Here is a 22,127-nt window from a genome sequence, read left to right as displayed (position 1 = left end):
TCAGGGCAATTCGCGTGTGCTCGTCGGATCCGCGGTCGGCGGCAAGGCACCGCGCAAGGGGCTGGGCGCGACCGGCTTGAAGCTCTCGTTCACCAGCGGTGGAGGTATTAGGCGGGTGCCTTCTATGCGGGTGTTGCCCAGCTTCGACGGTGGCAGTTCGGGAAGCAAAGGCGCCTCGCTTACGCCGCGCAGTGCCAAGTTGCTTTCGGGCTGAACGGCGATTTGCTGCGCCCGGATCGCGTCGTAGCGATCGTAGGCAAAGGCTTCGCTGGCAGCGCCGTCGCGAATCACGACCGGACGCAGAAAGATCATCAGGTTGGTCTTGTTGCGCGAGCGGGTTTCGCTCTTGAAAAGGTTGCCGATGATCGGAATGTCGCCGGCCAGCGGTACCTTTTCGTTCGATCGCGAGTAGTCGTCCTGCAGCAGGCCGCCCAACATGACGATGCTGCCATCTTCGACCAGCACATTCGATTCGATCGAACGCTTGTTGGTGGTCGGGCCATTGATGTCGGTGCGCGTAGCCGGATCGACGTTCGACACTTCCTGGAAGATCGCCAGCTTGACGGTGCCGTTCTCGTTGATCTGCGGCCGCACGCGCAATGTCAGGCCAACGTCCTTGCGCTCGACCGTGGTGAACGGGTTGATGGTCGACGTATTGCCATTAGTACTAGCGTACTGGCCGGTCACGAAGGGCACGTTTTGGCCGATCACGATCTTGGCTTCCTCGTTGTCGAGTGTCAGCAGGTTGGGCGTGGACAGCGTGTTGCCTTCGCCGTTGCTTTCAAGAAAGCGCGCCAGAAAGCCGAGCACGTACTTTCCATTGATCTTGTGGCCGATGCCGAAGTTGATGCCGGTAGAAGGCCGCGTTGCCGCGTTCTTGGTGGCGATGCCTACGGCCAGGTCGATGATGTTCTGACCGCCCAGGCTCGAGTTGGTGCCGAGCACCCCGACGTTTTCTCCGCTGCCGCCCAGCGCGCTCTGCCATTGCACGCCAAACTCCGCCGCCTTGGTGGCGCTCACTTCGATGATCAGGCTTTCGATCATGACCTGTGCACGGCGACTGTCGAGCTTGTCGACGACCGCACGAATCTGTCGGTATTGCGGCTCGGCCGCTGTGATGATCAGCGAATTGGTCGACGGATCGGCCTGGATCTGGCCGCCGGTCGACGGCTGGTTGGTGTTGTTGAGCGGTGTGTTGGCGGCCGACGTGCCGGCCTGGGTAGGTTGCACCTGCGACACCGGTTGAATACCCGTCGCGTTGGGAAACGACGCACCCGCAGCACTGCCACCGCGCGCTTCGGTCGACAGCGCAGCCCGTAGCGTGGCGGCTAACTTCACCGCGTCTGAGTTCTTGAGGTAGATGACGTAGATGTTGCCAGCTGCACCGTTGCCGCTGTCGATGGGCGCGCGGTCGAGCTTGTCGACCAGCGTGCGAACGAGCTGCGCGCGCGCCGGATTCGCGGCCCGCACGATGATGGCATTGCTGCGCGGTTCGGCCAGCAGCGTGGTGCGAAACGACGCGTCGACCGTGCCGGGCGCCGTGCCTTGCGAGCCGGTGCCTTCGAGCAGTCGCGTGACCAGGGGCACCAGGTCGGTGGCGACCGAATGCTTGAGCGGAATGATGTCGACATCTCCGGCGTTCGGCACGTCGAGTGCGGCCACGATGCGCGCCAGGCGGCGCATGTTCTCGGCATAGTCGGTGATGACCAGCGAGTTGTTGCCGGGGTTCACATTGATCGTGTTGTTGGGCGCGATGAGCGGGCGCAGCACCGGCAGCAGGTTGGCCGCCGACTCGTAGTTGAGCTTGAAGACCTGCGTGACGATCTGGTTGCCAGAGAGCGTCGAGGTGGCGCTGGTCGACGTTGTCACCGCGCTGCTTTGCAGTTTGGCGTCGGCTTCGGGAACGATCTTGTAGAGGCCGTCGGCCTGCACGATCGCAAAGCCCTGCAGCCGCAATGCGGCAGCGAACTGGTTGAAGGCGGCGGCCGGCGAGATCGGCCGATCGGTTTGCAGATTGATGGTGCCCTTGACGCGCGGGTCGACCACCACGTCGCGGCCGGTGACGACGGCCAGCGTGCGCGCTACGGACTCGATTTCGGCGTTGTTGAAGTTGAGCGTGATCGGCTCGCCGCGGCGCGGGCCCGCAACGTCTTGCGCGAACGCTGATGGAATGCAAGCCGCCATCAAAATCTGCGCCGCGAGTGCGACCAGACCGATGCGAACGCCATGCGAAGACAAGTGCTTCATGGTCAACCTAAAGTAATGAGCGAACGAGCGCCGGTGCGCCGTCCGATGATGTTCAAAAGATTCGAAAGCGCGTCTTCGCGGCCGGCGGCGGCACTGGCCTCGCCGTCGAAGCGAAACGCCTTGCCGTTCCAGCGGCCGCTGCCGCTCAATTGCAGACTGCCTTCGCGCGTGGTGAGCAGCAACGTCGGTGCCGGACCGCCGTCGAGCAGCAACTGGTAGCTGCCCATCGGCCGCAGTGTCGAGAGGCTGGATGAAATGTCGGTGGCTGCCAGCGTGGCGCGGCCAGCCATCGCGAGTCGAGGGCCGTCCCAGCGCATCGACCAGGCGCGGGTCGACAGGTCGAGCACGCCTTCGGGCTTGAGCGTGTTCCAGGGCGCGCCGAAGCCGCTCAGAAGCGCCGCGGGCCAGCGCGACTGGCCGTCTTGCCAGTCGACCTGCACGCCGTTGGCATGCGGCGCGGCAATGAAGCGCAACGACTGCGCGGCGCAACAAGGAATGTCGAGCGCACCGGCGATGGCGTTCCAACGCGGCCGCAGCGTCCACGCCAGCGTGCCTGGCAGCGAGATCGACTCCGCCCCGCCGCCACCGCTGGAAAACACCACGCCGGCCGTGCCGTTCCACACCGTGCCGCGTGGGTTGACCAGCTCGAGGTGCCCGTTGCTCCACTGCGCGAGGCTGGCGGCCAGCCAGCGGGCCGGTGCGAACAGCGCGAGAGCCATCGCAATGCCCAGCACCGAACCCAGAAGCGCCCAGCGCCAGCCGATGACGGCGGTCTCTGGCGCAAGGGTGGAGCGGGGGCGGGTGGCCATGGTGTTGGACGATGCGATCAAAGACGCAATCAGCGTGCCGGAAGGCTCATGACCAGGGTGCCGTCCCAGCGGACTCTGGCTGCTTCTGCAGCCGCGGCTGCAGAAGCAGCAGCGTTGGACGACCCGGTCTGGCCGAAAGCGCCCGGCGTGGCGCCACCGCCGCCGGGTGCGCGTGTCAGATGTGCTTCTCGCGGCACGGCACGTGCGTTGCTGCGAGCCTGGCCAAACCATTGCGCCAGACCTTCGGCGGGCGCAGCGCGCACCTGCACGGTAACGCCTTCGTTGGAACCGCCAGTCTGCAGTTGTGCGTTAGCACCGAGGCTTTGGCGGACCGAAGTTTCGAGCGCACGCAACGCGTCGTCCCGGTTGGAACGGGGCTGCGACTGGAGCGCTCGCGCTTGCGTTTGCAAGGTCGTCATTTGCTGCAGTTGAGCGTCGAGCTGTGCGTGTTCCGCGGGCGCAGAGGCTAGCGTTCGCAGTGCCGGCGCCAGCGCCACCCACCAAAGCAGCGCCAGCGCAACGACCGTCGCCGCGATGATCACCAGCCGTTGCTCGCGCGGCGGAAGGTCTGGCCACCAGGCTTGCCAGCGTTCGTTGAGGGAATCGAACCACGTCATCGGGTCGCCTCCGCTTGCACCAGCAGCAAGTCGCCTTCGAGCCGGGCGCTGTAGCCTCGTGCCGAGAGCGTGGTGGCCAGGCTGTTTTCGTCGCTCGGCTGCAAGCCCAGGCCGCGCAGCCGGAGTTGTCCGGCGCTGTAGTCGATCGCCGTGGGCACGCGACCCGGCGGCAGGCTGGCTGCCAGTGCTCCCAGCATCGGTTCGAGGTCGGCGCCGGCCACACCGCCGGTTGCCTGCTGCAGTGCGGAGACTTCGCGCGCCATTTGCAGCGGCGCATCGACCACCAGTTGCACCGAGGGAAAGGTTTGAGTCAGCACCGTGCGTACCGCGCTGCGCTTGGCATCCAGTGCGCTGCGTTCTTTCCAGGCCCAGGCGTTGAGGCCGAAGAGCTGCGCCATCACAAGCACGACGGCGCCCCAGCGGGCGGCTCGCCAGCGCGGTGCACGCAGAAGCGCCTGCGTGATCGATGCCAGTTTTTTGCTGGCGCGCGCGCGGCCGGTCGAGGCGAGGTCGAACTGCGCCAAGTCCCACGGCGAGTTGCTGGCCTGCATCCAGCGCTCGGCGGGCTTGACGATCGGCACGCGGCGATTGAAAAGGCCATCGGCCAACTCCGCGACGCCGGGTTCGGCCAGCAACGCGGCGCCCTCCGGCAAGGGCCCGATCAACGCGAGGCTGGCGCTGTCGAGCGGCAGCACCGACACCCCCGCCGTATCGCAGACGGTGAGTTGCGCCGCGCCGGGTTCGCCGGTCGCAACCAGCATGGCTGCTGCGCCGACCGGCTGCGGGGTGAATTCAGGAATGATGCGGGCGATGCGCCGGTTGGCGGCTTCGAGCGCCTGCACCCAGCTGCGCAGCCAGATGCGGTTGCAGGCGGCGACCCATACCGAGCCGCCCGCGCGCGCGCCGGGCTCCAGCGCGAAGTGGAGAAGCTCGGGCTCGTCGAGCAGCCGGTCTTCGAGCAGGCCGTTGAGCACCGAGCGCAGCCGCACTGCGCCGCTCAGGCTGCCCGGTGGCAGGGTGAGCTGGTGCCACGACAACATCGAGGCCGGCACGCACAGCGTCACTTCATCGCTGGACGGCAGCAGCGCGGGGAGTGCGCTGCCCTGCGCACGCAGCCGCCGCCCGTCGTTCGACCACGCCGCCCACGCCAGTTCAGCGCTGGCCGCGGCGGGTGATAGGGGAGCAACAACCAGTAACTGAGGCATGAATCGGCGTTTGAATCAGGGCGTCTATTGTAGGAGTTGACTGATGGATATCGCTACGAATTTGATAGCGCCGCGGGCAACCATGACGGGCGGTCCAGCTTTTTTTAACTGAGAAAGGTGACAGTGGCCGCAGTGTTCATGGTTTGCCGGCCACAGCCGTGGCGCCGGCGCCACGTTCGCGCCATACCAGCTTCACTTCGACGCCGTCTCGCTGGAGCAAGGAATGCTCTTCGACATAGGTGCGGTCGATTCGCAGACGGCCTTCGACTTCGAAAAACCGGGTGCCGACGCTGTGCTGGATGTCGTTGAATTCCGAGGAGCCCTGCTGCACCAGGGCAGCCGCGTCGCTCACGCTTTTGAATGGGTTCCGCGTACGCTGCGCGACCAGCCGCTTGGCGCCGGCCAAGTCGAGTGTGGGCACGCTGGCGAACAGCGCCTCGGCGGTGGCGGTATTGAGGTTGAGCGGCGTACCGACCGGCAGGATCGTCACATAGGGCGAAATCGCAGTCACGGTCGATGGCGACAGGCCAAGCCATACGAGCTGGCCTGTGCGTTGCGGTAACAGCGGGCCGTTGGGATCGCTGGTGCCGGTTGCACCTGTGGTGCTCGCGGTGCCACCGCTTGCTGCGGTCGTTCCGGCGCTCCCCGAACTGCCTGCGACGTTGGCCGTCGCAATGGCTGCCGTCGCGGCCGCCGCGCCTTGCGTCGTATTGGCACTGGCAGCCGTCGCTGAGACCGTGGCGGGCGCCGCACGCTGCAGGTTGGCAGCGAGCACGCCCACCTCCTGCGCCGGCAGTCCGAGCAGTTCGAACAGCTTAGAAAATGTCGCCACCGACGCCGGGACCGGCTTGCCGCCCGACACCAGGTTCATCACGTTGAGCTTCGATTGCGCATCGATGATTCGGCCCGACAAAAAGGCGTCGGGCAGCCCTTCGAGCGCATCGCTTGCAATGTTCTTGTCGTCTGCCAGAAAGCTCGAAAGCCGCGCTTCCTCCAGCGGCACCGCCCACGGTTCGGCGAGCGAGTCGGGGCCACCGGCACGCGCGTCTTCTCGCAGGATGAGGCGCGACCAGTCGAGCGCGCCGATCAGTACCCACGCCGCCTGCACCCGGCTGCGTTCGGCGGCTTCGACTTCGGTGGCGCGCCATTGCTGCCAAAGTGCGGCGGCAGCGAAAGTTGCGACCAGCGTCACGGTGAGCATCGCCGCCAGCAGCGCGGCCCCGCGTTGGCGAACCAGCGAGAACGACGCGTGGCGCAAGGCCAAAGTCGAACGGGTTCTCATGACTTGGGCACGTTCGCGGTCGGACGAACCCAGTCGCGCACCAGCTGGCCCGCCAGTGCCGGGCCGGGCGGCAAGTCGAGCACCAGCCGGACGCCGTCGGGCACCGGGTTCTCGGTGCCCAGCGCTTCGCTGGTCACGGCCGCGGTCCACAGGTTGTCGCGAAAGTAAGCGATCTGCCAGTTCTGCAATGGCATCAGCGCCACATCGGCACCACGGGCATCGCTGCCGCCGCCTTGCGCCCAACTGGCCGCGCGATCCCACGCCAACTGCCACTCCGTGCGCGTCACGAAGGGGGCGGATTGCCAACGGCGCCAGCGCTGGACGCCATCGGTGTCGCTGCGCACCGTCCATGCGACCACGTACACCACGGGCTGTGCCTGATCGGGGCCGCGCCGCGTCAGCCGCAGGGTGCGGCCGTCCCAGTCGATCGGATGCGTTTGCGACAGCGCGATCGTTGCATCGAGATCGGCGCTCCATTGCGACAGCGTGGTCTGCAGTGTGAGCACGGCGTCACCGCGCGCGCGGTTTTGTTCGTGCGCGCGGCTCATGCCGTCGAGGCCGCGCCAGCTCATGATTGCGAGCAACGCCATCACCGCGATGGCGACCATCAGCTCGATGAGCGTGAAGCCTGCGGCGGAAGGTTTGCGCATCAGTACCTCCCGACCACGGTGGACACCCGAAGCACCGTGGCCTCGGTCGCGTCGCGCACCTGCACGTCGACGCGCCTGAAGTTGGGGTTGAGCGTTTGCGTGGTCGAAACCGTCATGCCGAAGCTGGTGTTGGCCTGGGTGCACACGGAGCCGGCCTCCCCGACGGGCGGCATCACGCGGGCGAGCCGTGCCTTGACGAGTTCGTTCTCTACGCAAAGCTGAGCCAGCAACACGTCGGATTGCCGTTGCGCATTGCGAGTCAAGGCCATGGTGGCTTGCGTGCCCGCAGCCAGTGCGATGGCGACGATGGCGAGTGCGACCAGCACTTCGATCAGGGTAAAGCCGCGAGAGCTTCCGTTCGATCGACATGACCTCATGGCGCGCTCACCGAGAAAGGGCGTAGCCCGTCGGTCGCGATGCGCAGCGTGCGCGCCGGTGGACCATCGGCCGTCAACAAAAGCTGTTGCGCCGCAATGATCGGATCAGGCCCCAGCAGCAATGCGACCGCGGCGGTGCCGTCGGTCGCGACCGGTTGCGCGTGCATGCCGGTGCTCATCCAGCTGGTCGGCAAGGCGCCCGGCGGCAACCCGTCGAACACGAATGCTTCCGGGCCATTGGGTGTCGGCCGGAAGCGCACTGCGGTGCCACTGGAACGTGACTGCGCGCGCGCCGATTCGAGCAAGGCCGCAAGCCGCTCGGCTTCGCGGTCGAGCGTGGCCTGGCCCGAATCGCGAAGCGCCAGACCGACACCGGCGGTCGCCAGCGCGATGATCGCGATGACGACGATGAGTTCGAGCAAGGTGAAGCCGGTCGCGCGCAGACCGGATCGCTGGCAGCCGATTTGGCCGCCAGCGCCGCCGGAGCCGCTGTGCAGGTTGCGGCTGTAGCGGCCGCAGCGGCTATTGCCAACTGCCGATGTCGGCATTCTTGCCTTCGCCACCGGGCTGGCCATCGGCGCCGAGCGAGAGCACATCGATTTCGCCCTTGATGCCCGGATTCATGTACTGGTAGGAGCGGCCCCATGGGTCGTTGGGCAGCTTCTCGACATACGGCTTCCAGTTGGGCGCGGCAGGCCCCGCCGTGGGCCTCACCAGCAGCGCCTGCAGCCCTTGTTCGGCCGTCGGGTAGCGCTGGTTGTCCAGGCGATACAGCTTGAGCGCCTGCATCAGGTTATTGACATCGGTCTTGGCCGCCGTGACGCGCGCATCGTCGGCCCGTTCGATCACGTTCGGCACGATCAGCGCCGCCAGCACGCCGATGATGACCAGCACCACCATCAACTCGATCAGCGTGAATGCACGCTGCAAGAACTGCTGCCGACGGCGCTGCAGATGTCGCACGAAGGAACGGGGTGAGCGGGTCAAAAAGGTCATGAGCAATGATAATGCGGCCCCATGGCACTTCCCTACGCTCCCGCCCGTTGGCCCTCCGCGACCGCTACTGTGGTGTTGTGGGGCGCCGCTGCCGCAAGCATCGTTTTCTGGGGCCTGCGACTCACGGCGCCGGCCGATGCAGCGCCGCCGCCAGCGGTCGGTGGGCCGGCCATTGTCGCGGTCGATTCGACGACCTTGTCGCGCTTTTTCGGCGGCGTGTCGACCGACCCGGTGGTTACCGCAACACCCGATGCGGCCAGCCGTTTCGCTCTGCTCGGTGTCGTGGCCGACACCGATGGTCAGGGCGTGGCGCTGATTGCGGTCGATGGCAAGCCGCCTCGGCCGTTCCGCGTCGGTGGCAGCGTGGGTGGCCGCTCAGCCGGGGGTTATGTGCTGCAGTCAGTCGGCCCGCGCGCGGCAACGTTAGGCGCAGCCGGTACCGCTGCGCCGGCCTTCACGCTGCAGATGCCGACGCGCCCGCTCGCCGTGCTGTTGCCGCCGCAAGTGCTCTCGTTGCCAGACGCGAACTGAGCGCGTCCGCGTCCGCTTTCAAGCCTTCAGGAACAACCGATAGACCGGGTTGGTGGTTTCGTCGACATACGGATAGCCGAGCGTCTCGAGAAATTCGTTGAAGGCGCCGTGGTCTGCCGCTGGCACCTGCAGCCCGACCAGGATGCGCCCGTAGTCGGCGCCCTGGTTGCGGTAGTGAAACAGGCTGATGTTCCAGTTCGGCCGCATCAGGCTCAAGAACTTCAACAGAGCGCCCGGCCGCTCCGGGAACACGAAGCGCAGCAGTCGTTCTTCATGCGCGAGCCCTGTCCGGCCGCCGACCATGTGGCGAATGTGCTCCTTGGCCAACTCGTCGTGCGTGAGATCGATCGTGCCGAACCCGTGCGCGACGAAGGTGTCGGCAATCGTCTTCGATTCGCCACGCGTCGAGGTCGTGAGGCCGACGAACACATGCGCCTCGCTGGCGTCGCTGATGCGGTAGTTGAACTCGGTGACGTTGCGTGATGCTCCCGGCACCTCGCCCACCAGTTCGCAGAAACGGCGAAAGCTGCCGCGCTCTTCAGGAATGGTGACGGCAAAAAGTGCTTCGCGTTCTTCGCCGACTTCGGCCCGTTCCGCGACGAAGCGCAACCGGTCGAAGTTCATGTTGGCGCCACACAGGATCACCGCGTAGGTTTCGCCGCGCGTGCCGTGCATCTCCACATATTGTTTGACGGCAGCCACGGCCAATGCGCCAGCTGGCTCGACGATGCTGCGCGTGTCGATGAACACATCCTTGATGCCGGCGCACACGGCGTCGGTGTCGACTGTCATGAACTCGTCGACCAAGTCAGCAGCGATGCGAAAAGTCTCTTCACCGACCAGCTTGACGGCCGTGCCATCGGAGAACAACCCCACGTCGACAAGCGTCACGCGTCGTTTGGCTGCGACCGATTGCATCATCGCGTCGGAGTCGCTCATTTGCACGCCGATGACCTTGATCTCGGGCCGAACGGCCTTGATGTAGTTGGCCACGCCGGAGATCAAGCCGCCGCCGCCGATGGCGACGAACACCGCATCGAGTCGACCCTGATGTTGGCGCAGGATTTCCATGGCGATGGTGCCCTGGCCGGCAATGACATCGGGGTCATCGAACGGATGGACGAAAGTCAGGCCCTGTGACGTTTGCAGTTCGAGCGCATGCGCATAGGCGTCAGAGTAGCTGTCGCCGTACAGATGCACTTCACCGCCCAGCGCGCGCACTGCGTTCACCTTGAGTTCGGGCGTGGTAACCGGCATCACCACCACCGCGCGTGCGCCGAGTTTTTGCGCCCCCAGCGCCACGCCTTGCGCATGGTTGCCGGCCGAAGCGCAGATCACGCCGCTTGCCAATTGCTCGGCGCTCAAGTGCGCCATCTTGTTGTACGCGCCGCGCAGCTTGAAGCTGAACACGGGTTGCTGGTCCTCGCGCTTGAGCAAAACCGTGTTGCCGAGACGAGCGCTCAACGCCCTGGCCGGTTCCAGCGCGGATTCGACCGCCACGTCGTAGACGCGTGCCGTCAGGATCTTCTTCAGGTAGTCGGCGGGAGTGAGCGAGGTGGGCATGGGGCCGCGATCATAGTGCGCCCAAGAAAAAAGCCCCGGGTCTTGCGACTCGGGGCTAAATCCACCAATTGGAAGGGTGGAGGAGACAACCGGTGCGTCCTTGCGGAAGCGATGAAATAAAGTATATCGACAGTTTGTTGCATTGCAACAAGCGACCGACGCTTTTCGCATACACAAACCAACTTGCAGTGTGATTTTTTTGCCTGCGACCCCGACCTTATGGAGCTACGACGATGGAATGCACAGTGAGCTGGACTGGAAATGCCGGCGCGCAATCGGCAATGGGCTTTGTCGCAGAAACCGGCAGCGGCCACGTTTTGACAATGGACGGCGCAGTGGACGAGACGAAACCTGAAAACGGTGGGCGCAATCAGGCGCCGCGTCCGATGGAAACGCTTCTGGCTGGCACCGGTGGTTGTACTGCGTATGACGTGGTACTGATCTTGAAGCGTGGGCGCCACAAGGTCGAGCGTTGCAGCGTCAAGCTGACCAGCACGCGGGCTGAGAAGGATCCCAAAGTGTTCACAACGATTCATATGCACTTCACCGTCGCCGGCAAAGGCATCCCAGCCTCTGCGGTCGAGCGTGCCATCGCGCTAAGCCACGACACTTATTGCTCTGCGACCATCATGCTTGGCAAGACGGCTGAGATCACGACCAGTTTCGACCTGATCGAGACCTGATCGGCCCAGACCTTCTCATATGCGATGCGCGACTGTCGTCATCACCCGTGATACGAGCTTCATCATTCCCTTGGCAGGCGCGGGCAGTTCCTTGGCGCCGGCGCTCCATGCCTCTGCTGCGTGGCGCGCTTCGTCCATCTTCATTTGCACGATCACTGCGCGCGATTCGCGATCAGCTGCCGGTAGACGGTCCAGGTGGCCGTTGAGATGGGCCTCGACCTGCTTTTCCGTCTCTGCAACGAAGCCCAGACTCCAGCGATCGCCAAGGCGGCCCGCCAACAGGCCCAGCCCGAAAGCGCCCGCATACCAGAGCGGATTGAGCAGCGACGGCCGCGCGCCCAATGCTTCCAGCCGTTCGTGCGTCCAGGCCAGGTGGTCGGTTTCCTCGCGAGCGGCGTGCAGGAAGTGATCGCGCAGGCTTTTGTCCTTGGTGACGGCGGCCTGTGCCGTATAAAGCGCCTGAGCGCAGACCTCGCCGACATGGTTCACTCGCATCAGCGCGCCGGCTTCGCGCCGCTCGATGTCGGTTAGTGCGACTGGAGCAGCATCTCTCGCTGCCGCCGACGGGATGGGTCGCGTCGCGTACGGCGTGGCAAAAAGGGTCCGAAGTGCTGCGTCAGCTGCAATTAAAAGAGGGTCAAGGGTCGAACTCATCACCTTATTTGAACCGAAGAGCAATCACCTCGCCGTTGTGCACTTTCTATTTCACATCACGGCATCGAGGAGGCTTTCAGTCCTTTGTTGCACCCGTGCAACGAAACGCGCGGGCCAGCTGACTTTTCGGGCGAATTGTTTTGCCCTGTCGCGGCTGCTCTGGTGCAATAGCAACAACTTCCCAAAAGGAGGTTGGCCCGGGGTCCGGTGGGAGCACAAAAGTGCACAAGCACAGTGAACCCTCCGCACCGGAGCCCTATGTTTAACCTTGGAGAAACTTGCAATGAAAAAATCTCTAGTTGCTTTGGCTGCCCTGGCTGTTGCCGGTATTGCCTCGGCTCAGTCGTCCGTCACGCTGTTCGGTGTGGTCGACGCTTCGGTCAGCCATTACTCGTCCAAAGCCGAGTTGGCCAACCCGTTCGCAGTGGCGCCTTTCGTCACTCCTACCGGCATCAAGCAAAGCCAGACCGTTCTGGGCAACTCCGGCTACAACTCCAGCCGGATCGGCTTCCGTGGTACGGAAGACCTCGGCGGCGGCTTGGCTGCCAGCTTCTGGCTCGAATCGAGCATGTCCAATGACGACGGTGCCAAGGCTCTGAGCAACTTCAACCGTCGTTCGACGGTGAGCTTGTCCGGTGGTTTCGGTGAAGTTCGCCTGGGTCGTGACTACACCGCCACGTTCTGGAATGACACCGTTTTTGATCCGTTCGGCACCAACGGCGTCGGTACTAGCGCAATCTTCGGCTCGAACCTCCGTTTGGCTGTGTTGCGTGGCCCAGGTGCTGCTTCAGGTGGCTCCGTCGGCGATACGTACGTTCGTACCAGCAACTCTATCGGCTACTTCCTGCCGCCAAACCTGGGTGGTTTCTACGGCCAAGTGCAGTACGCACTGCCGGAAACCGTCAAGAACAGCGGTCTCGATCAGTCGCAAAAGGGTCGCTATGTCGGCGGTCGTTTCGGCTACGCCAATGGACCTCTGGACGTGGCAGTTGCCTACGGCCAAAGCACGGCTGCCGACACCCCTTCGGTCGTGACTGGCCTCGTGGTCGGTAACAGCCAACAGCGCAAGATCGACACCCTTAACCTTGGCGCTTCGTATGACTTCGGTCCTGCAAAGTTGTTCGCTGAACTGTCGCAAGCTAAGGACAAGAACAAGCTGGGCACCTCCGCTGCGCTCGCAGGTCTTCCTTACTTCGTGACCACGAGCCAGACCGACAAGTACAACGGTGCCTTGGTGGGTGTGACTGTTCCTGTCGGTGCAGGCCTGATTCGCGCTTCGTACTCGCGTGTCAAGTTCAGCAACGGCGCAACGCCTGTCGTCAACGTTCAAAACTTCTTCAGCACGTCGAACTTCGACTCTACGGCTAACCAGCTGGCGCTTGGCTACGTGCACAACCTTTCGAAGCGCACCGCACTGTACGCTACGATCGCAAAGCTGAAGATCACAGACGGCCAAAACAGCCAAGTCCTCGGCGGCCAGTCCATTACTCAAAGCAATGGCACGAACCCAACCGGTGGCGTGGGCAATTCGCCTGCTGGCTACACCCAGCGCAGCTCGTTGGGCTACGACTTCGGCGTTCGCCACTCGTTCTAATTTGACACTGGCCTTGCCAGTTCAAGTTTGAAAACGATAAAAGCCACTCGACGCAAGTCGAGTGGCTTTTTTTGTGTCTCTAGCCATAGGCCGGCACAGCCCTTGCACGTCATTCCGCAAGGCGCTTTGCCTTTCTCTCCTTCACCCTCGTTGATGCCTTACTGATGCTCGTTTTTGTTCTGCGCCGTTTGTTCCAGGCTGTCATCGTCATGGTGGTCGTGGCTTTCGTGGCCTTCCTGCTGTTCCAGTACGTGGGTGACCCGGTCGTGTTCTTGCTCGGGCAAGACGCCAAGCCCGAGCAGATCCAGCAATTGCGCATCGACCTGGGTTTCGACAAACCCTTCGCGGTGCAGTTCTGGCACTTCCTGATCAACGCGGCGCAAGGTGAATTCGGCCTCAGCCTGCGGCAGGGCGCTAAGGTGTCGCGGCTGATCGCTGAGCGCTTGCCCGCCACGCTGGAACTTTCACTGGTCGCTGCGGTGATGGCACTCGCCATTGGTCTGCCGATGGGCGTCTATGCGGCACTGCGTCGCGGCTCGTGGGGTAGCCAGACGCTGATGGCGCTGTCGCTCTTGGGCGTCTCGTTGCCGACCTTCCTGATCGGTATTTTGTTGATCCTCGTTTTCTCGGTCTGGCTCGGCTGGTTGCCGAGCTTCGGCCGCGGTGAGGTCACGCAGCTCGGCTGGTGGTCGACCGGTCTTTTCTCGCGTGATGGCTGGAGTCATCTGATATTGCCGGCGATCACGCTGGCGGTGTTCCAGCTCACGCTCATCATGCGGCTGGTGCGTGCCGAGATGCTCGAGGTGCTGCGCACCGACTACATCAAGTTCGCGCGGGCACGAGGCCTGTCCGACCGCGCGATTCACTTCGGTCATGCGCTGCGCAACACTATGGTGCCTGTCATCACCATCACGGGTCTGCAACTGGGCTCGCTGATTGCCTTCGCGATCATCACCGAGACGGTATTCCAGTGGCCCGGCATGGGCTTGCTGTTCATCCAGGCCGTGACCTATGCCGACATTCCGGTGATGGCGGCGTACCTTTGCCTCATCGCACTCATCTTCGTCACGATCAACCTGATCGTCGACCTCATGTACTTCGCAGTCGATCCGAGGCTGCGCATCTCGACTCTTGGGGGACATTGATGTCACGCCTGCAAGTTTCCGGGCGTGCCTTCGCCCACATCGCGAACTTCTATCCGGAGATCGCCGCCTTCCGACGCGACCTCCACGTGCATCCGGAACTCGGCTTCGAAGAGGTATACACCGGCGCCCGCGTCCATGAGGCGCTCAAGGCTTGTGGTGTCGACGAGGTGCACACCGGCATCGGCAAGACCGGACTGGTCGCAGTAATCCGCGGTCGCTCGACTGCCAGCAAACGCATGATCGGTCTGCGTGCCGACATGGACGCGCTGCCCATGAAGGAAGACAACGATTTCACCTGGCGTTCGGCCAAGTCGGGCCTGATGCATGGTTGCGGCCACGATGGCCACACCGCAATGCTCGTCGGTGCCGCCCGCTACCTTGCCGAGACGCGCAACTTCGACGGCACCGCCGTACTCATCTTTCAACCCGGCGAAGAAGGCTACGCCGGTGCGCGCGTGATGATCGAGGACGGTTTGTTCGACCGCTTCCCGGTGCAGTCGGTCTATGCCATGCACAACTGGCCGGCCATGCCTGTCGGCACCATCGGCATCAACAGCGGCGCGATGATGGCGGCCGCCGACCGCATCACCATCGAGGTGACAGGCAAGGGTGGTCATGGTGCGCATGCCTACCTCACGGTCGATCCGGTACTGGTATCGGCCCACATCATCACGGCGGTGCAGAGCATCGTCTCGCGCAACGTAAGGCCGATCGACTCTGCGGTCATCAGCATTTGCGCGATGCAGGCAGGCGACATGGGTGCGATGAGCGTGGTGCCTGGCAAGGCTGTGATGGTGGGCACCGTGCGCACCTTCAGCGCGCAGGTTCAGGCCATGATCGAGCAACGGCTTGGCGAGCTGTGTCGTGCGGTGGCAGCAGGCTTTGGCGCCACGGCGACCGTCACCTTCGAGCGCATTTACCCCGCCACCGTCAACACGGTGGCAGAAGCCTTGTTTGCCGGCGACGTGGCGCAGGGCCTCGTCGGCGCGCGCAATGTCGAGCGCCACATGGAGCCCAGCATGGGCGCCGAAGACTTCTCTTTCATGTTGCAGAAAAAGCCCGGTGCGTATCTGCGCATCGGCCAGGACGCCAAGGGTGGCGCATTTCTGCACAACAGCCGCTACGACTTCAACGACGAGATATTGCCGCTCGGCGCCGCGCTTCATGCCGGCTTGGTCGAGCAGGGCATGCCCCTTGCAGAGGTGTCCCATACCAAGGCACCTATCAAGGAAAGCGTGAACTCCGATGTGCACCAAAAAGCTGCATCATCGTCAGCTCACTGACTTGACCTCGTTCATCTCTTTCATCCGTTTCCCAAACCCGAGGAGTTTTCCCCCCATGAGTTTCAAGCGAAATATGCTCGCAGCGGCAGCGCTGTTCACGCTGACCGCCACCAGTTTGCTGGCCAACGCGCAGACCATTCGCATCGCGAACCAGGGCGATGCACTGTCGCTCGATCCGCACTCGCTGAACGAGTCGCTGCAGCTAAGTACCGATGCCAATGTGTACGACACCCTGGTCGGCCGCAACAAAGATCTGACGGTGGCGCCGCTGCTCGCGACGAGCTGGAAGCAGACGTCGCCCACGGTCTGGCGCTTCGAACTGCGCAAGGGCGTCAAATTTCATGACGGCACACCGTTCACGGCCGACGACGTGCTGTTCAGCTTCGCGCGGGCGTCCGGCGAGGGCTCGGACATGAAGTCGAACACCACCGACATCAAGGAAGTGCGCAAGGATGGCGACTTTGCCGTCGAGATTGAAACCAAGGGCCCGTTCCCGATCCTCCCGGACGTCATCACCCAACTCATGATCATGAGCAAGAAGTGGTGCGAGGACAACAAGGCGACAACGCCTGTGGACCGCCGCAAGGGCATCGAGAACACCGCCTCGTTCAAGGCCAACGGCACCGGCCCGTACCGCGTGCGCGAACGCCAGCCGAACGTGCGCACGGTGTTCACCCGGAATCCGACCTACTGGGGAAAGATCGAAGGCAATGTGCAGGAGGTCATCTTCACGCCCATCTCGAATCCCGCCACACGGGTCGCCGCGTTGATTTCGGGTGAAATCGACGTGATGGAGCCGGTGCCAGTACAGGACGTGGCGCGCATCAACGCCAGCCCCAACGCCCGCGTCATTGCCGGCCCCGAGCTGCGCACGATTTTTCTCGGCATGGACCAGAAGCGCGACGAGTTGCTCTACTCGAGCGTCAAGGGCAAGAACCCGTTCAAGGACAAGCGCGTTCGCCAGGCTTTCTATCAAGCCATCGACATCAACGGCATCCAGCGCACGGTGATGCGCGGCGCTTCGCGCCCCACCGCGTTGATGGTCGGTCCCGGCATCAACGGCTGGACCGCCGAGCAAGACAAGCGCTTGCCTTACGACATCGAAGCCGCCAAGAAGCTGTTGGCGGACGCCGGCTATCCCAACGGCTTCGAAGTGACGATGAACTGTCCGAACGACCGCTATGTGAATGACGGACAGATCTGCCAGAGCGTGGCCGCCAACCTGGCGCGCATCGGCGTCAAGGTCAACCTCGCGACCGAAACCAAGGGAACCTACTTCCCGAAGATCCTGCGCCGCGACACCAGCTTCTATTTGCTGGGCTGGACCCCGACCACGTACGACTCGCACAACGCGCTGACCGCGCTGATGGCTTGCCCGGACGACAAGACCGGCGCGGGCCAGTTCAACCTGGGTGCGTACTGCAACGCGAAGGTCGACGAGCTGACCAAGAAGATCCAGTCGGAGACCGACAAGCCAAAGCGCGACGCCATGATCAAGGAAGCCTTTGCGCTACATACCGACGACGTCGGCCATCTGCCGCTGCACCAGCAAGCGCTGGCGTGGGGTGTCAGCAAGAAGGTCGAACTCACGCAGATGGCCGACAACTACATGCCCTTCAAGTGGATGAGCATCAAGCCGTAAACGTCGATTTCCGCATCGCTTAGACAGAAGACAAAAGCAGACATAGGTCGCGCCGGCCGCAGTGGCGGGCGCGATCTTTGCAGCACCTTGCATCGAATACTTGCATTGAATGTTGCCACTCTCCCCACAATGAAAAAAACCTTCGCACGCTGGTACGACAGCGATGTCGGCTACAGCTTCCGCCATTCGCCCGTTGCCATAGCAGCGGCTTTCGTCGCCTTTGTCTGCATTTTTTGCGCGACCTTCGCAGGCTGGATCGCGCCGCACAATCCCTACGACCTCGCCACGCTTCGCAGCGAAGACGCCTTCTTGCCGCCAGCGTGGGTCGAGGCCGGATCTCGCCGTTTCATTCTTGGCACCGACGACCAGGGCCGCGACATCCTGTCGACGCTCATGTACGGTGCCCGCATCTCGCTGGTGGTCGGCATCGCGTCGGTGTTGCTGTCGATGGTGGTGGGTGTCGCACTCGGGCTGCTCGCGGGCTTCCGCGGTGGCTGGATCGATACCTTTCTCATGCGGCTGTGCGATGTGATGCTCTCGTTCCCGACCATCCTCGTAGCGCTGCTCATCGCCGGGGTCGGCCGAGCACTCTTTCCCAACGCACAGAACACGGTCGCTTTCGGCGTGCTCATCCTTGCGATCTCGCTCACCAAGTGGGTCGACTACGCGCGCACCGTGCGCGGCTCCACCATGGTGGAGCGCAACAAGGAATACGTGCAGGCCGCGCGCGTAACCGGCGTCACGCCCCTGCGCATCATGCGCAAGCACGTGCTGCCCAACGTGATGGGTCCGGTCTTCGTGCTGGCGACCATCCAGGTCGCGACGGCCATCATCACCGAGGCCACGCTATCGTTTCTCGGGGTCGGCGTGCCGCCGACTTCACCGTCGCTCGGCACGCTCATCAGCATCGGCAACCAGTTCCTGTTTTCGGGCGAGTGGTGGCTTTCGGTGTTTCCCGGCGCTGCGCTGGTGCTCATCGTGCTGAGCGTCAACCTGCTGGGCGACTGGCTGCGCGATGCGCTGAATCCGAGGCTGCAATGAGAAGCGACACGGTAAAGCTGCTCGACGTCCAGCATCTGGTCGTCGAATTCCCCGGTCGGCGCGGCACGCTGCGCGCGCTGGACGACATCTCGTTCGACATCGCACCCGGAGAAATCCTCGGCGTGGTCGGTGAATCGGGTGCGGGCAAGTCGCTCACCGGCGCATCCATCATCGGCCTGCTCGAACCGCCGGGCCGTGTTGCCAGCGGCCAGATCATGCTCGAAGGCGAACGCATCGATCATCTCAACCACCAGCAGATGCGGCATATCCGGGGCAAGCGCATCGGCGCGATTTTTCAGGATCCGCTGACTTCGCTCAACCCGCTGTACACGGTCGGCCGACAGATCACGGAGACCATTCGCGCGCACTTGCCCGTGAACGAAAGCGAAGCGCGGCGCCGTGCCATTGCGCTGCTCGAAGACACCGGCATTCCGGCCGCGGCGCAGCGCATCGATCACTATCCGCATCAGTTTTCCGGCGGCATGCGGCAACGCGTCGTCATCGCCTTGGCCCTGGCAGCCGAGCCGACCCTGATCGTCGCCGACGAGCCGACCACTGCACTCGACGTGTCGATCCAGGCACAGATCATCCAGCTCCTGAAGCGCTTGTGCCGCGAGCGCGGTGCGGCGGTGATGCTCATCACGCACGACATGGGCGTGATCGCCGAAACATGCGATCGCGTGGCGGTGATGTACGCCGGCCGCATCGTGGAGATCGGCCCGGTGCACGAAGTGATTCACACGCCGGCGCATCCGTACACCGCAGGGCTGATGGCGTCGATCCCGGACATGGCGATCGAGCGCGAGCGCCTGAACCAGATCGACGGCGCAATGCCGCGGCTCAACGCAATTCCGAAAGGTTGCGCCTATCACCCACGCTGCCCGCGTGCCTTCGATCGTTGCACGCAGGAGCGGCCTGAACTGATTCCCGCTGGTGCCACCAGTGCGGCTTGCTGGCTGCACGACGCGCACGGTCACGATGTGCCCCACGGCAAAGAGGCGAAGGTATGAGCGCAGTGCTGCCTTTCACAACCACACCGGCGATCGCGCCGCCACCGCTCGTGCAGGTCGACGACCTCGCACGCACCTTCGACGTCTCTGCGCCCTGGCTCAATCGCGTGATCGAGCGTCAGCCGCGACTGTTGCTGCACGCCGTCGATGGCGTGAGCTTCACGATTCCGCGCGGACAGACGATGGCGCTGGTCGGCGAATCGGGCTGCGGCAAGAGCACCGTGGCGCGGCTGATGGTCGGCCTCTATGGTCCGAGCCGCGGCAGCGTGCGCTTCGATGGGCAAGACGTGCACGCCACCTTTGCGTCGCCGAAAGGGCGTGCGCTGCGGCAACGCATCCAGATGATTTTTCAGGACCCGTACGCCAGCCTGAACCCGCGATGGACGGTCGAGGCGATCGTCGGCGAGCCGCTGCGCGAACACGGCCTCGTGACCGAAAAAGCAGTGCTGAAAGAACGCGTCGGCGAGTTGCTGCGATCGGTCGGGCTGAACCCGCTCGATGGCGTCAAGTACCCGCATCAATTTTCAGGCGGCCAGCGACAGCGCATCTCGATCGCGCGTGCGCTCGCGACTGCGCCCGAGTTCCTGGTGTGCGACGAGCCGACGTCGGCACTCGACGTGAGCGTTCAGGCGCAGGTGCTCAACATCATGAAAGACCTGCAGCGCGAGCGCGGTCTGACCTATCTCTTCATTTCGCACAACCTCGCGGTGGTGCAGCATGTGAGCGATCAGGTGGGCGTGATGTACCTCGGTCGGCTGGTGGAGGTGTCGCCCAAGCGCACGCTGTTCGCGACGCCGCGCCACCCCTACACGCGCATGCTGCTGGACGCCATTCCGCAGATGCACGCGACCGGGCGCGACCGCACGCCGGTGCAGGGTGAGGTGCCCAATCCGCTTGCGCCGCCCTCAGGCTGTGCCTTCAATCCACGCTGCCCGTTTGCTAACGAACGCTGCCGCGTCGAGCGCCCAAAGCTGTTGGCCATCGACAGCGTGCAGGTCGCCTGCCACGCAGTTGAAGAAGGTCGCCTCTAGCGAGCACATTGCCTTTGCTCTATAAACCGGGACGCCTGCGAACTGAAGAACAACGCAACAACATCACGGAGAACAGAGCATGTGGCTACTGCTTTTGCTGCCCTTCATCGGGCTCTTGTGGATCCCCTTCTACAACGCTGAACTGCCGGCTTTGTTCGGCTTTCCCTTCTTCTATTGGTATCAGCTGGTGTGGGTGCCCATCACCGCGCTGCTAATCTGGATCGTCTACCGACACGATCTGGCCAGGGGAGAAAAGTGATGGACGGCCAGATCAACTGGACGGCCCTCTGGGTCTTCGTTTTCTTCTTCGTGCTGGTTACGGCGATGGGCTTCGCAGCTTCGCGCTGGCAAGCGCCCGACAAGAAAAAAGGCGCGCACCTCGACGAGTGGGGCCTGGGCGGCCGCAACTTCGGAACGTGGATCACCTGGTTCCTCGTGGGCGGAGATTTCTACACCGCCTACACCGTGATCGCGGTGCCGGCGCTGGTCTACGCGGTCGGAGCTTATGGCTTCTTCGCGCTGCCGTACACCATCCTCGTTTATCCAATCGTCTTCGTCGTGATGCCCAAGCTCTGGCATGCGGCGCATCGCGCGGGCCATGTGACCGCTGCCGACGTGGTGTACGGGCGCTACGGCTCACGCTCGCTCGAACTGGCCGTGGCCATCACCGGCGTGGTCGCGACCATGCCTTACATCGCGCTGCAACTGGTCGGCATGGAAGTCGTCATCAAGGCGCTCGGCCTTACGGGCGAGCTGCCACTGGCCGCGGCCTTCGTCATCCTCGCGCTCTATACCTACTCGGCTGGACTGCGCGCCCCAGCGCTCATTGCGTTCGTCAAGGACCTGATGATCTATATCGTCGTGCTGGTCGCGGTGGTGCTGGTGCCGATGAAGCTCGGGGGCTATGCCAGCGTGTTTCACGAAGCAGGCGCGGCGTTCGCGGCCAAGGGTGGTGCCACAGGGCTCATCCTCAAGCCGTCGCAAATGTTGCCGTACGCGAGCCTGGCGCTCGGCTCGGCGCTGGCAGCTTTCATGTACCCGCACACGCTCACCGGCATCTTCGCTGCGAAGAGCGCCGACACGATCCGCAAGAACGCGGTGTTCTTGCCGGCCTACACGGTGCTGCTGGGCCTGATCGCGCTGCTCGGCTACATGGCTTATGCGGCCAAGCTCACCGTTAAGACCAACAACGACGTGGTGCCGGCGCTCTTCAACGCGCTCTTTCCATCGTGGTTCGCCGGCTTCGCTTTTGCGGCCATCGCCATCGGCGCGCTGGTGCCGGCGGCGGTCATGTCGATCGGTGCTGCCAATCTGTTCACGCGCAATTTCTGGAAGCCGTACGTGAACCCCAGCGTATCGCCTGCGGGTGAAGCCAAGGTCGCGAAGATCGTCTCGCTCGTCGTCAAGCTCGGCGCGCTGGTGTTCATCCTGTTCCTGCCGACGCAGTTCGCGCTCGACTTGCAGCTGCTTGGTGGGCTGTGGATCCTGCAGACCTTTCCGGCGGTGGTGTTCGGCCTGTTCTTCAACTGGTTCCGCGCGCCGGCGCTGTTGGCCGGATGGCTGGTCGGGTTAGTGGGTGGCAGCTGGCTGGCGTTCTCGGACGGCATCAAGCCGGTCCATGCCTTCCACTTCGGCGACACGAGCTTCACGCTCTACACCGGCCTGACTGCGCTGATCGTCAACATCATCGTGGCGACGATCGTGCAGATGGTGATCCCAGGCAAGGCACTGCGCGAGGCGCGGGTCTAGAACAGTCGGCGCCGCGGC

General features: G+C 63.7%; 22 protein-coding genes. 11 read left to right on the top strand and 11 right to left on the bottom strand.

Going from position 1 to position 22,127, the window contains the following annotated elements:
* The 9 genes from gspD to gspG form a co-directional block, all read right to left on the bottom strand.
* Complete coding sequence (gene gspD / locus QN397_RS02505) at window positions 1-2,247, bottom strand: type II secretion system secretin GspD (RefSeq protein ID WP_323499962.1); 2,247 nt, start codon at window positions 2,245-2,247, stop codon at window positions 1-3.
* A 2-nt stretch (window positions 2,248-2,249) separates the two neighbouring features.
* On the bottom strand, window positions 2,250-3,056 hold the full coding sequence (gene gspN / locus QN397_RS02500) for a type II secretion system protein N (RefSeq protein WP_323499961.1): 807 nt from the start codon (window positions 3,054-3,056) through the stop codon (window positions 2,250-2,252).
* Window positions 3,057-3,085: 29 nt separating this feature from the next.
* Window positions 3,086-3,673, bottom strand: a complete 588-nt coding sequence (gene gspM / locus QN397_RS02495; protein ID WP_323499960.1) for a type II secretion system protein GspM — start codon at window positions 3,671-3,673, stop codon at window positions 3,086-3,088.
* Window positions 3,670-4,878, bottom strand: a complete 1,209-nt coding sequence (gene gspL, locus QN397_RS02490) for a type II secretion system protein GspL (RefSeq protein WP_323499959.1) — start codon at window positions 4,876-4,878, stop codon at window positions 3,670-3,672. The genes gspM and gspL overlap by 4 nt, the downstream gene beginning before the upstream one ends.
* Window positions 4,879-5,014: 136 nt before the next feature.
* Entirely contained in the window at window positions 5,015-6,160 is a 1,146-nt protein-coding gene (gspK, locus tag QN397_RS02485) for a type II secretion system minor pseudopilin GspK (protein ID WP_323499958.1), read from the bottom strand.
* Window positions 6,157-6,810 (bottom strand): PulJ/GspJ family protein, encoded by a 654-nt coding sequence (locus QN397_RS02480; RefSeq protein WP_323499957.1) that lies wholly within the window; start codon window positions 6,808-6,810, stop codon window positions 6,157-6,159. Before QN397_RS02480 ends, gspK begins: the two co-directional genes overlap by 4 nt.
* Complete coding sequence (gspI, locus tag QN397_RS02475) at window positions 6,810-7,187, bottom strand: type II secretion system minor pseudopilin GspI (protein WP_187054453.1); 378 nt, start codon at window positions 7,185-7,187, stop codon at window positions 6,810-6,812. The genes QN397_RS02480 and gspI overlap by 1 nt, the downstream gene beginning before the upstream one ends.
* Window positions 7,184-7,735 carry a pilus assembly FimT family protein gene (locus QN397_RS02470; protein WP_323499956.1) on the bottom strand — a complete coding sequence of 184 codons (552 nt, stop codon included), beginning with the start codon at window positions 7,733-7,735 and terminating at the stop codon, window positions 7,184-7,186. The genes gspI and QN397_RS02470 overlap by 4 nt, the downstream gene beginning before the upstream one ends.
* Window positions 7,710-8,183 (bottom strand): type II secretion system major pseudopilin GspG, encoded by a 474-nt coding sequence (gene gspG / locus QN397_RS02465; RefSeq protein WP_323499955.1) that lies wholly within the window; start codon window positions 8,181-8,183, stop codon window positions 7,710-7,712. The genes QN397_RS02470 and gspG overlap by 26 nt, the downstream gene beginning before the upstream one ends.
* Before the next feature lie 21 nt (window positions 8,184-8,204).
* Here gspG and QN397_RS02460 point away from each other — a divergent pair, with 21 nt between their 5' ends.
* Complete coding sequence (locus QN397_RS02460) at window positions 8,205-8,714, top strand: hypothetical protein (RefSeq protein ID WP_323499954.1); 510 nt, start codon at window positions 8,205-8,207, stop codon at window positions 8,712-8,714.
* Window positions 8,715-8,732: 18 nt separating this feature from the next.
* Here the strand turns inward: QN397_RS02460 and ilvA are convergent, their stop codons facing one another.
* Complete coding sequence (ilvA, locus tag QN397_RS02455; protein ID WP_323499953.1) at window positions 8,733-10,277, bottom strand: threonine ammonia-lyase, biosynthetic; 1,545 nt, start codon at window positions 10,275-10,277, stop codon at window positions 8,733-8,735.
* Window positions 10,278-10,510: 233 nt separating this feature from the next.
* Between ilvA and QN397_RS02450 the strand changes: the two genes are divergently transcribed.
* Window positions 10,511-10,960, top strand: coding sequence for an OsmC family protein (locus tag QN397_RS02450; protein ID WP_323499952.1), 450 nt, complete (start codon window positions 10,511-10,513; stop codon window positions 10,958-10,960).
* Between the two features lie 15 nt (window positions 10,961-10,975).
* Here the strand turns inward: QN397_RS02450 and coq7 are convergent, their stop codons facing one another.
* The gene (gene coq7 / locus QN397_RS02445) at window positions 10,976-11,614 is read right to left on the bottom strand and encodes a 2-polyprenyl-3-methyl-6-methoxy-1,4-benzoquinone monooxygenase (RefSeq protein WP_323499951.1); all 639 of its coding nucleotides are present in this window, start codon (window positions 11,612-11,614) and stop codon (window positions 10,976-10,978) included.
* 283 nt (window positions 11,615-11,897) lie between these two features.
* On the opposite strand from coq7, the gene QN397_RS02440 reads away from it, so the two are divergent.
* The 9 genes from QN397_RS02440 to mctP all read left to right on the top strand — a co-directional run bounded on the left by QN397_RS02440 (window position 11,898) and on the right by mctP (window position 22,109).
* The gene (locus tag QN397_RS02440; RefSeq protein ID WP_323499950.1) at window positions 11,898-13,208 is read left to right on the top strand and encodes a porin; all 1,311 of its coding nucleotides are present in this window, start codon (window positions 11,898-11,900) and stop codon (window positions 13,206-13,208) included.
* Window positions 13,209-13,372: 164 nt separating this feature from the next.
* Window positions 13,373-14,353 carry an ABC transporter permease gene (locus tag QN397_RS02435; protein ID WP_323499949.1) on the top strand — a complete coding sequence of 327 codons (981 nt, stop codon included), beginning with the start codon at window positions 13,373-13,375 and terminating at the stop codon, window positions 14,351-14,353.
* Complete coding sequence (locus tag QN397_RS02430) at window positions 14,353-15,636, top strand: M20 aminoacylase family protein (protein ID WP_323499948.1); 1,284 nt, start codon at window positions 14,353-14,355, stop codon at window positions 15,634-15,636. The genes QN397_RS02435 and QN397_RS02430 overlap by 1 nt, the downstream gene beginning before the upstream one ends.
* Window positions 15,637-15,691: 55 nt before the next feature.
* Window positions 15,692-17,278 (top strand): ABC transporter substrate-binding protein, encoded by a 1,587-nt coding sequence (locus QN397_RS02425; RefSeq protein ID WP_187054462.1) that lies wholly within the window; start codon window positions 15,692-15,694, stop codon window positions 17,276-17,278.
* Between the two features lie 129 nt (window positions 17,279-17,407).
* Window positions 17,408-18,319 carry an ABC transporter permease gene (locus QN397_RS02420; RefSeq protein WP_323499947.1) on the top strand — a complete coding sequence of 304 codons (912 nt, stop codon included), beginning with the start codon at window positions 17,408-17,410 and terminating at the stop codon, window positions 18,317-18,319.
* Entirely contained in the window at window positions 18,316-19,329 is a 1,014-nt protein-coding gene (locus QN397_RS02415; RefSeq protein WP_323499946.1) for an ABC transporter ATP-binding protein, read from the top strand. The genes QN397_RS02420 and QN397_RS02415 overlap by 4 nt, the downstream gene beginning before the upstream one ends.
* Entirely contained in the window at window positions 19,326-20,360 is a 1,035-nt protein-coding gene (locus QN397_RS02410; RefSeq protein WP_187054465.1) for an ABC transporter ATP-binding protein, read from the top strand. The genes QN397_RS02415 and QN397_RS02410 overlap by 4 nt, the downstream gene beginning before the upstream one ends.
* Before the next feature lie 79 nt (window positions 20,361-20,439).
* Window positions 20,440-20,619, top strand: a complete 180-nt coding sequence (locus QN397_RS02405; RefSeq protein ID WP_323499945.1) for a DUF3311 domain-containing protein — start codon at window positions 20,440-20,442, stop codon at window positions 20,617-20,619.
* A complete protein-coding gene (mctP, locus tag QN397_RS02400; protein ID WP_323499944.1) occupies window positions 20,619-22,109 on the top strand; it encodes a monocarboxylate uptake permease MctP in 1,491 nt (496 codons plus the stop codon). The genes QN397_RS02405 and mctP overlap by 1 nt, the downstream gene beginning before the upstream one ends.
* The last annotated feature ends 18 nt before the right edge of the window (window positions 22,110-22,127 follow it).

The organism is Variovorax sp. RTB1 (assembly GCF_035018765.1).
Classification (GTDB): domain Bacteria; phylum Pseudomonadota; class Gammaproteobacteria; order Burkholderiales; family Burkholderiaceae_C; genus Variovorax.
This window is presented reverse-complemented; position numbering and strand designations above follow the sequence as displayed.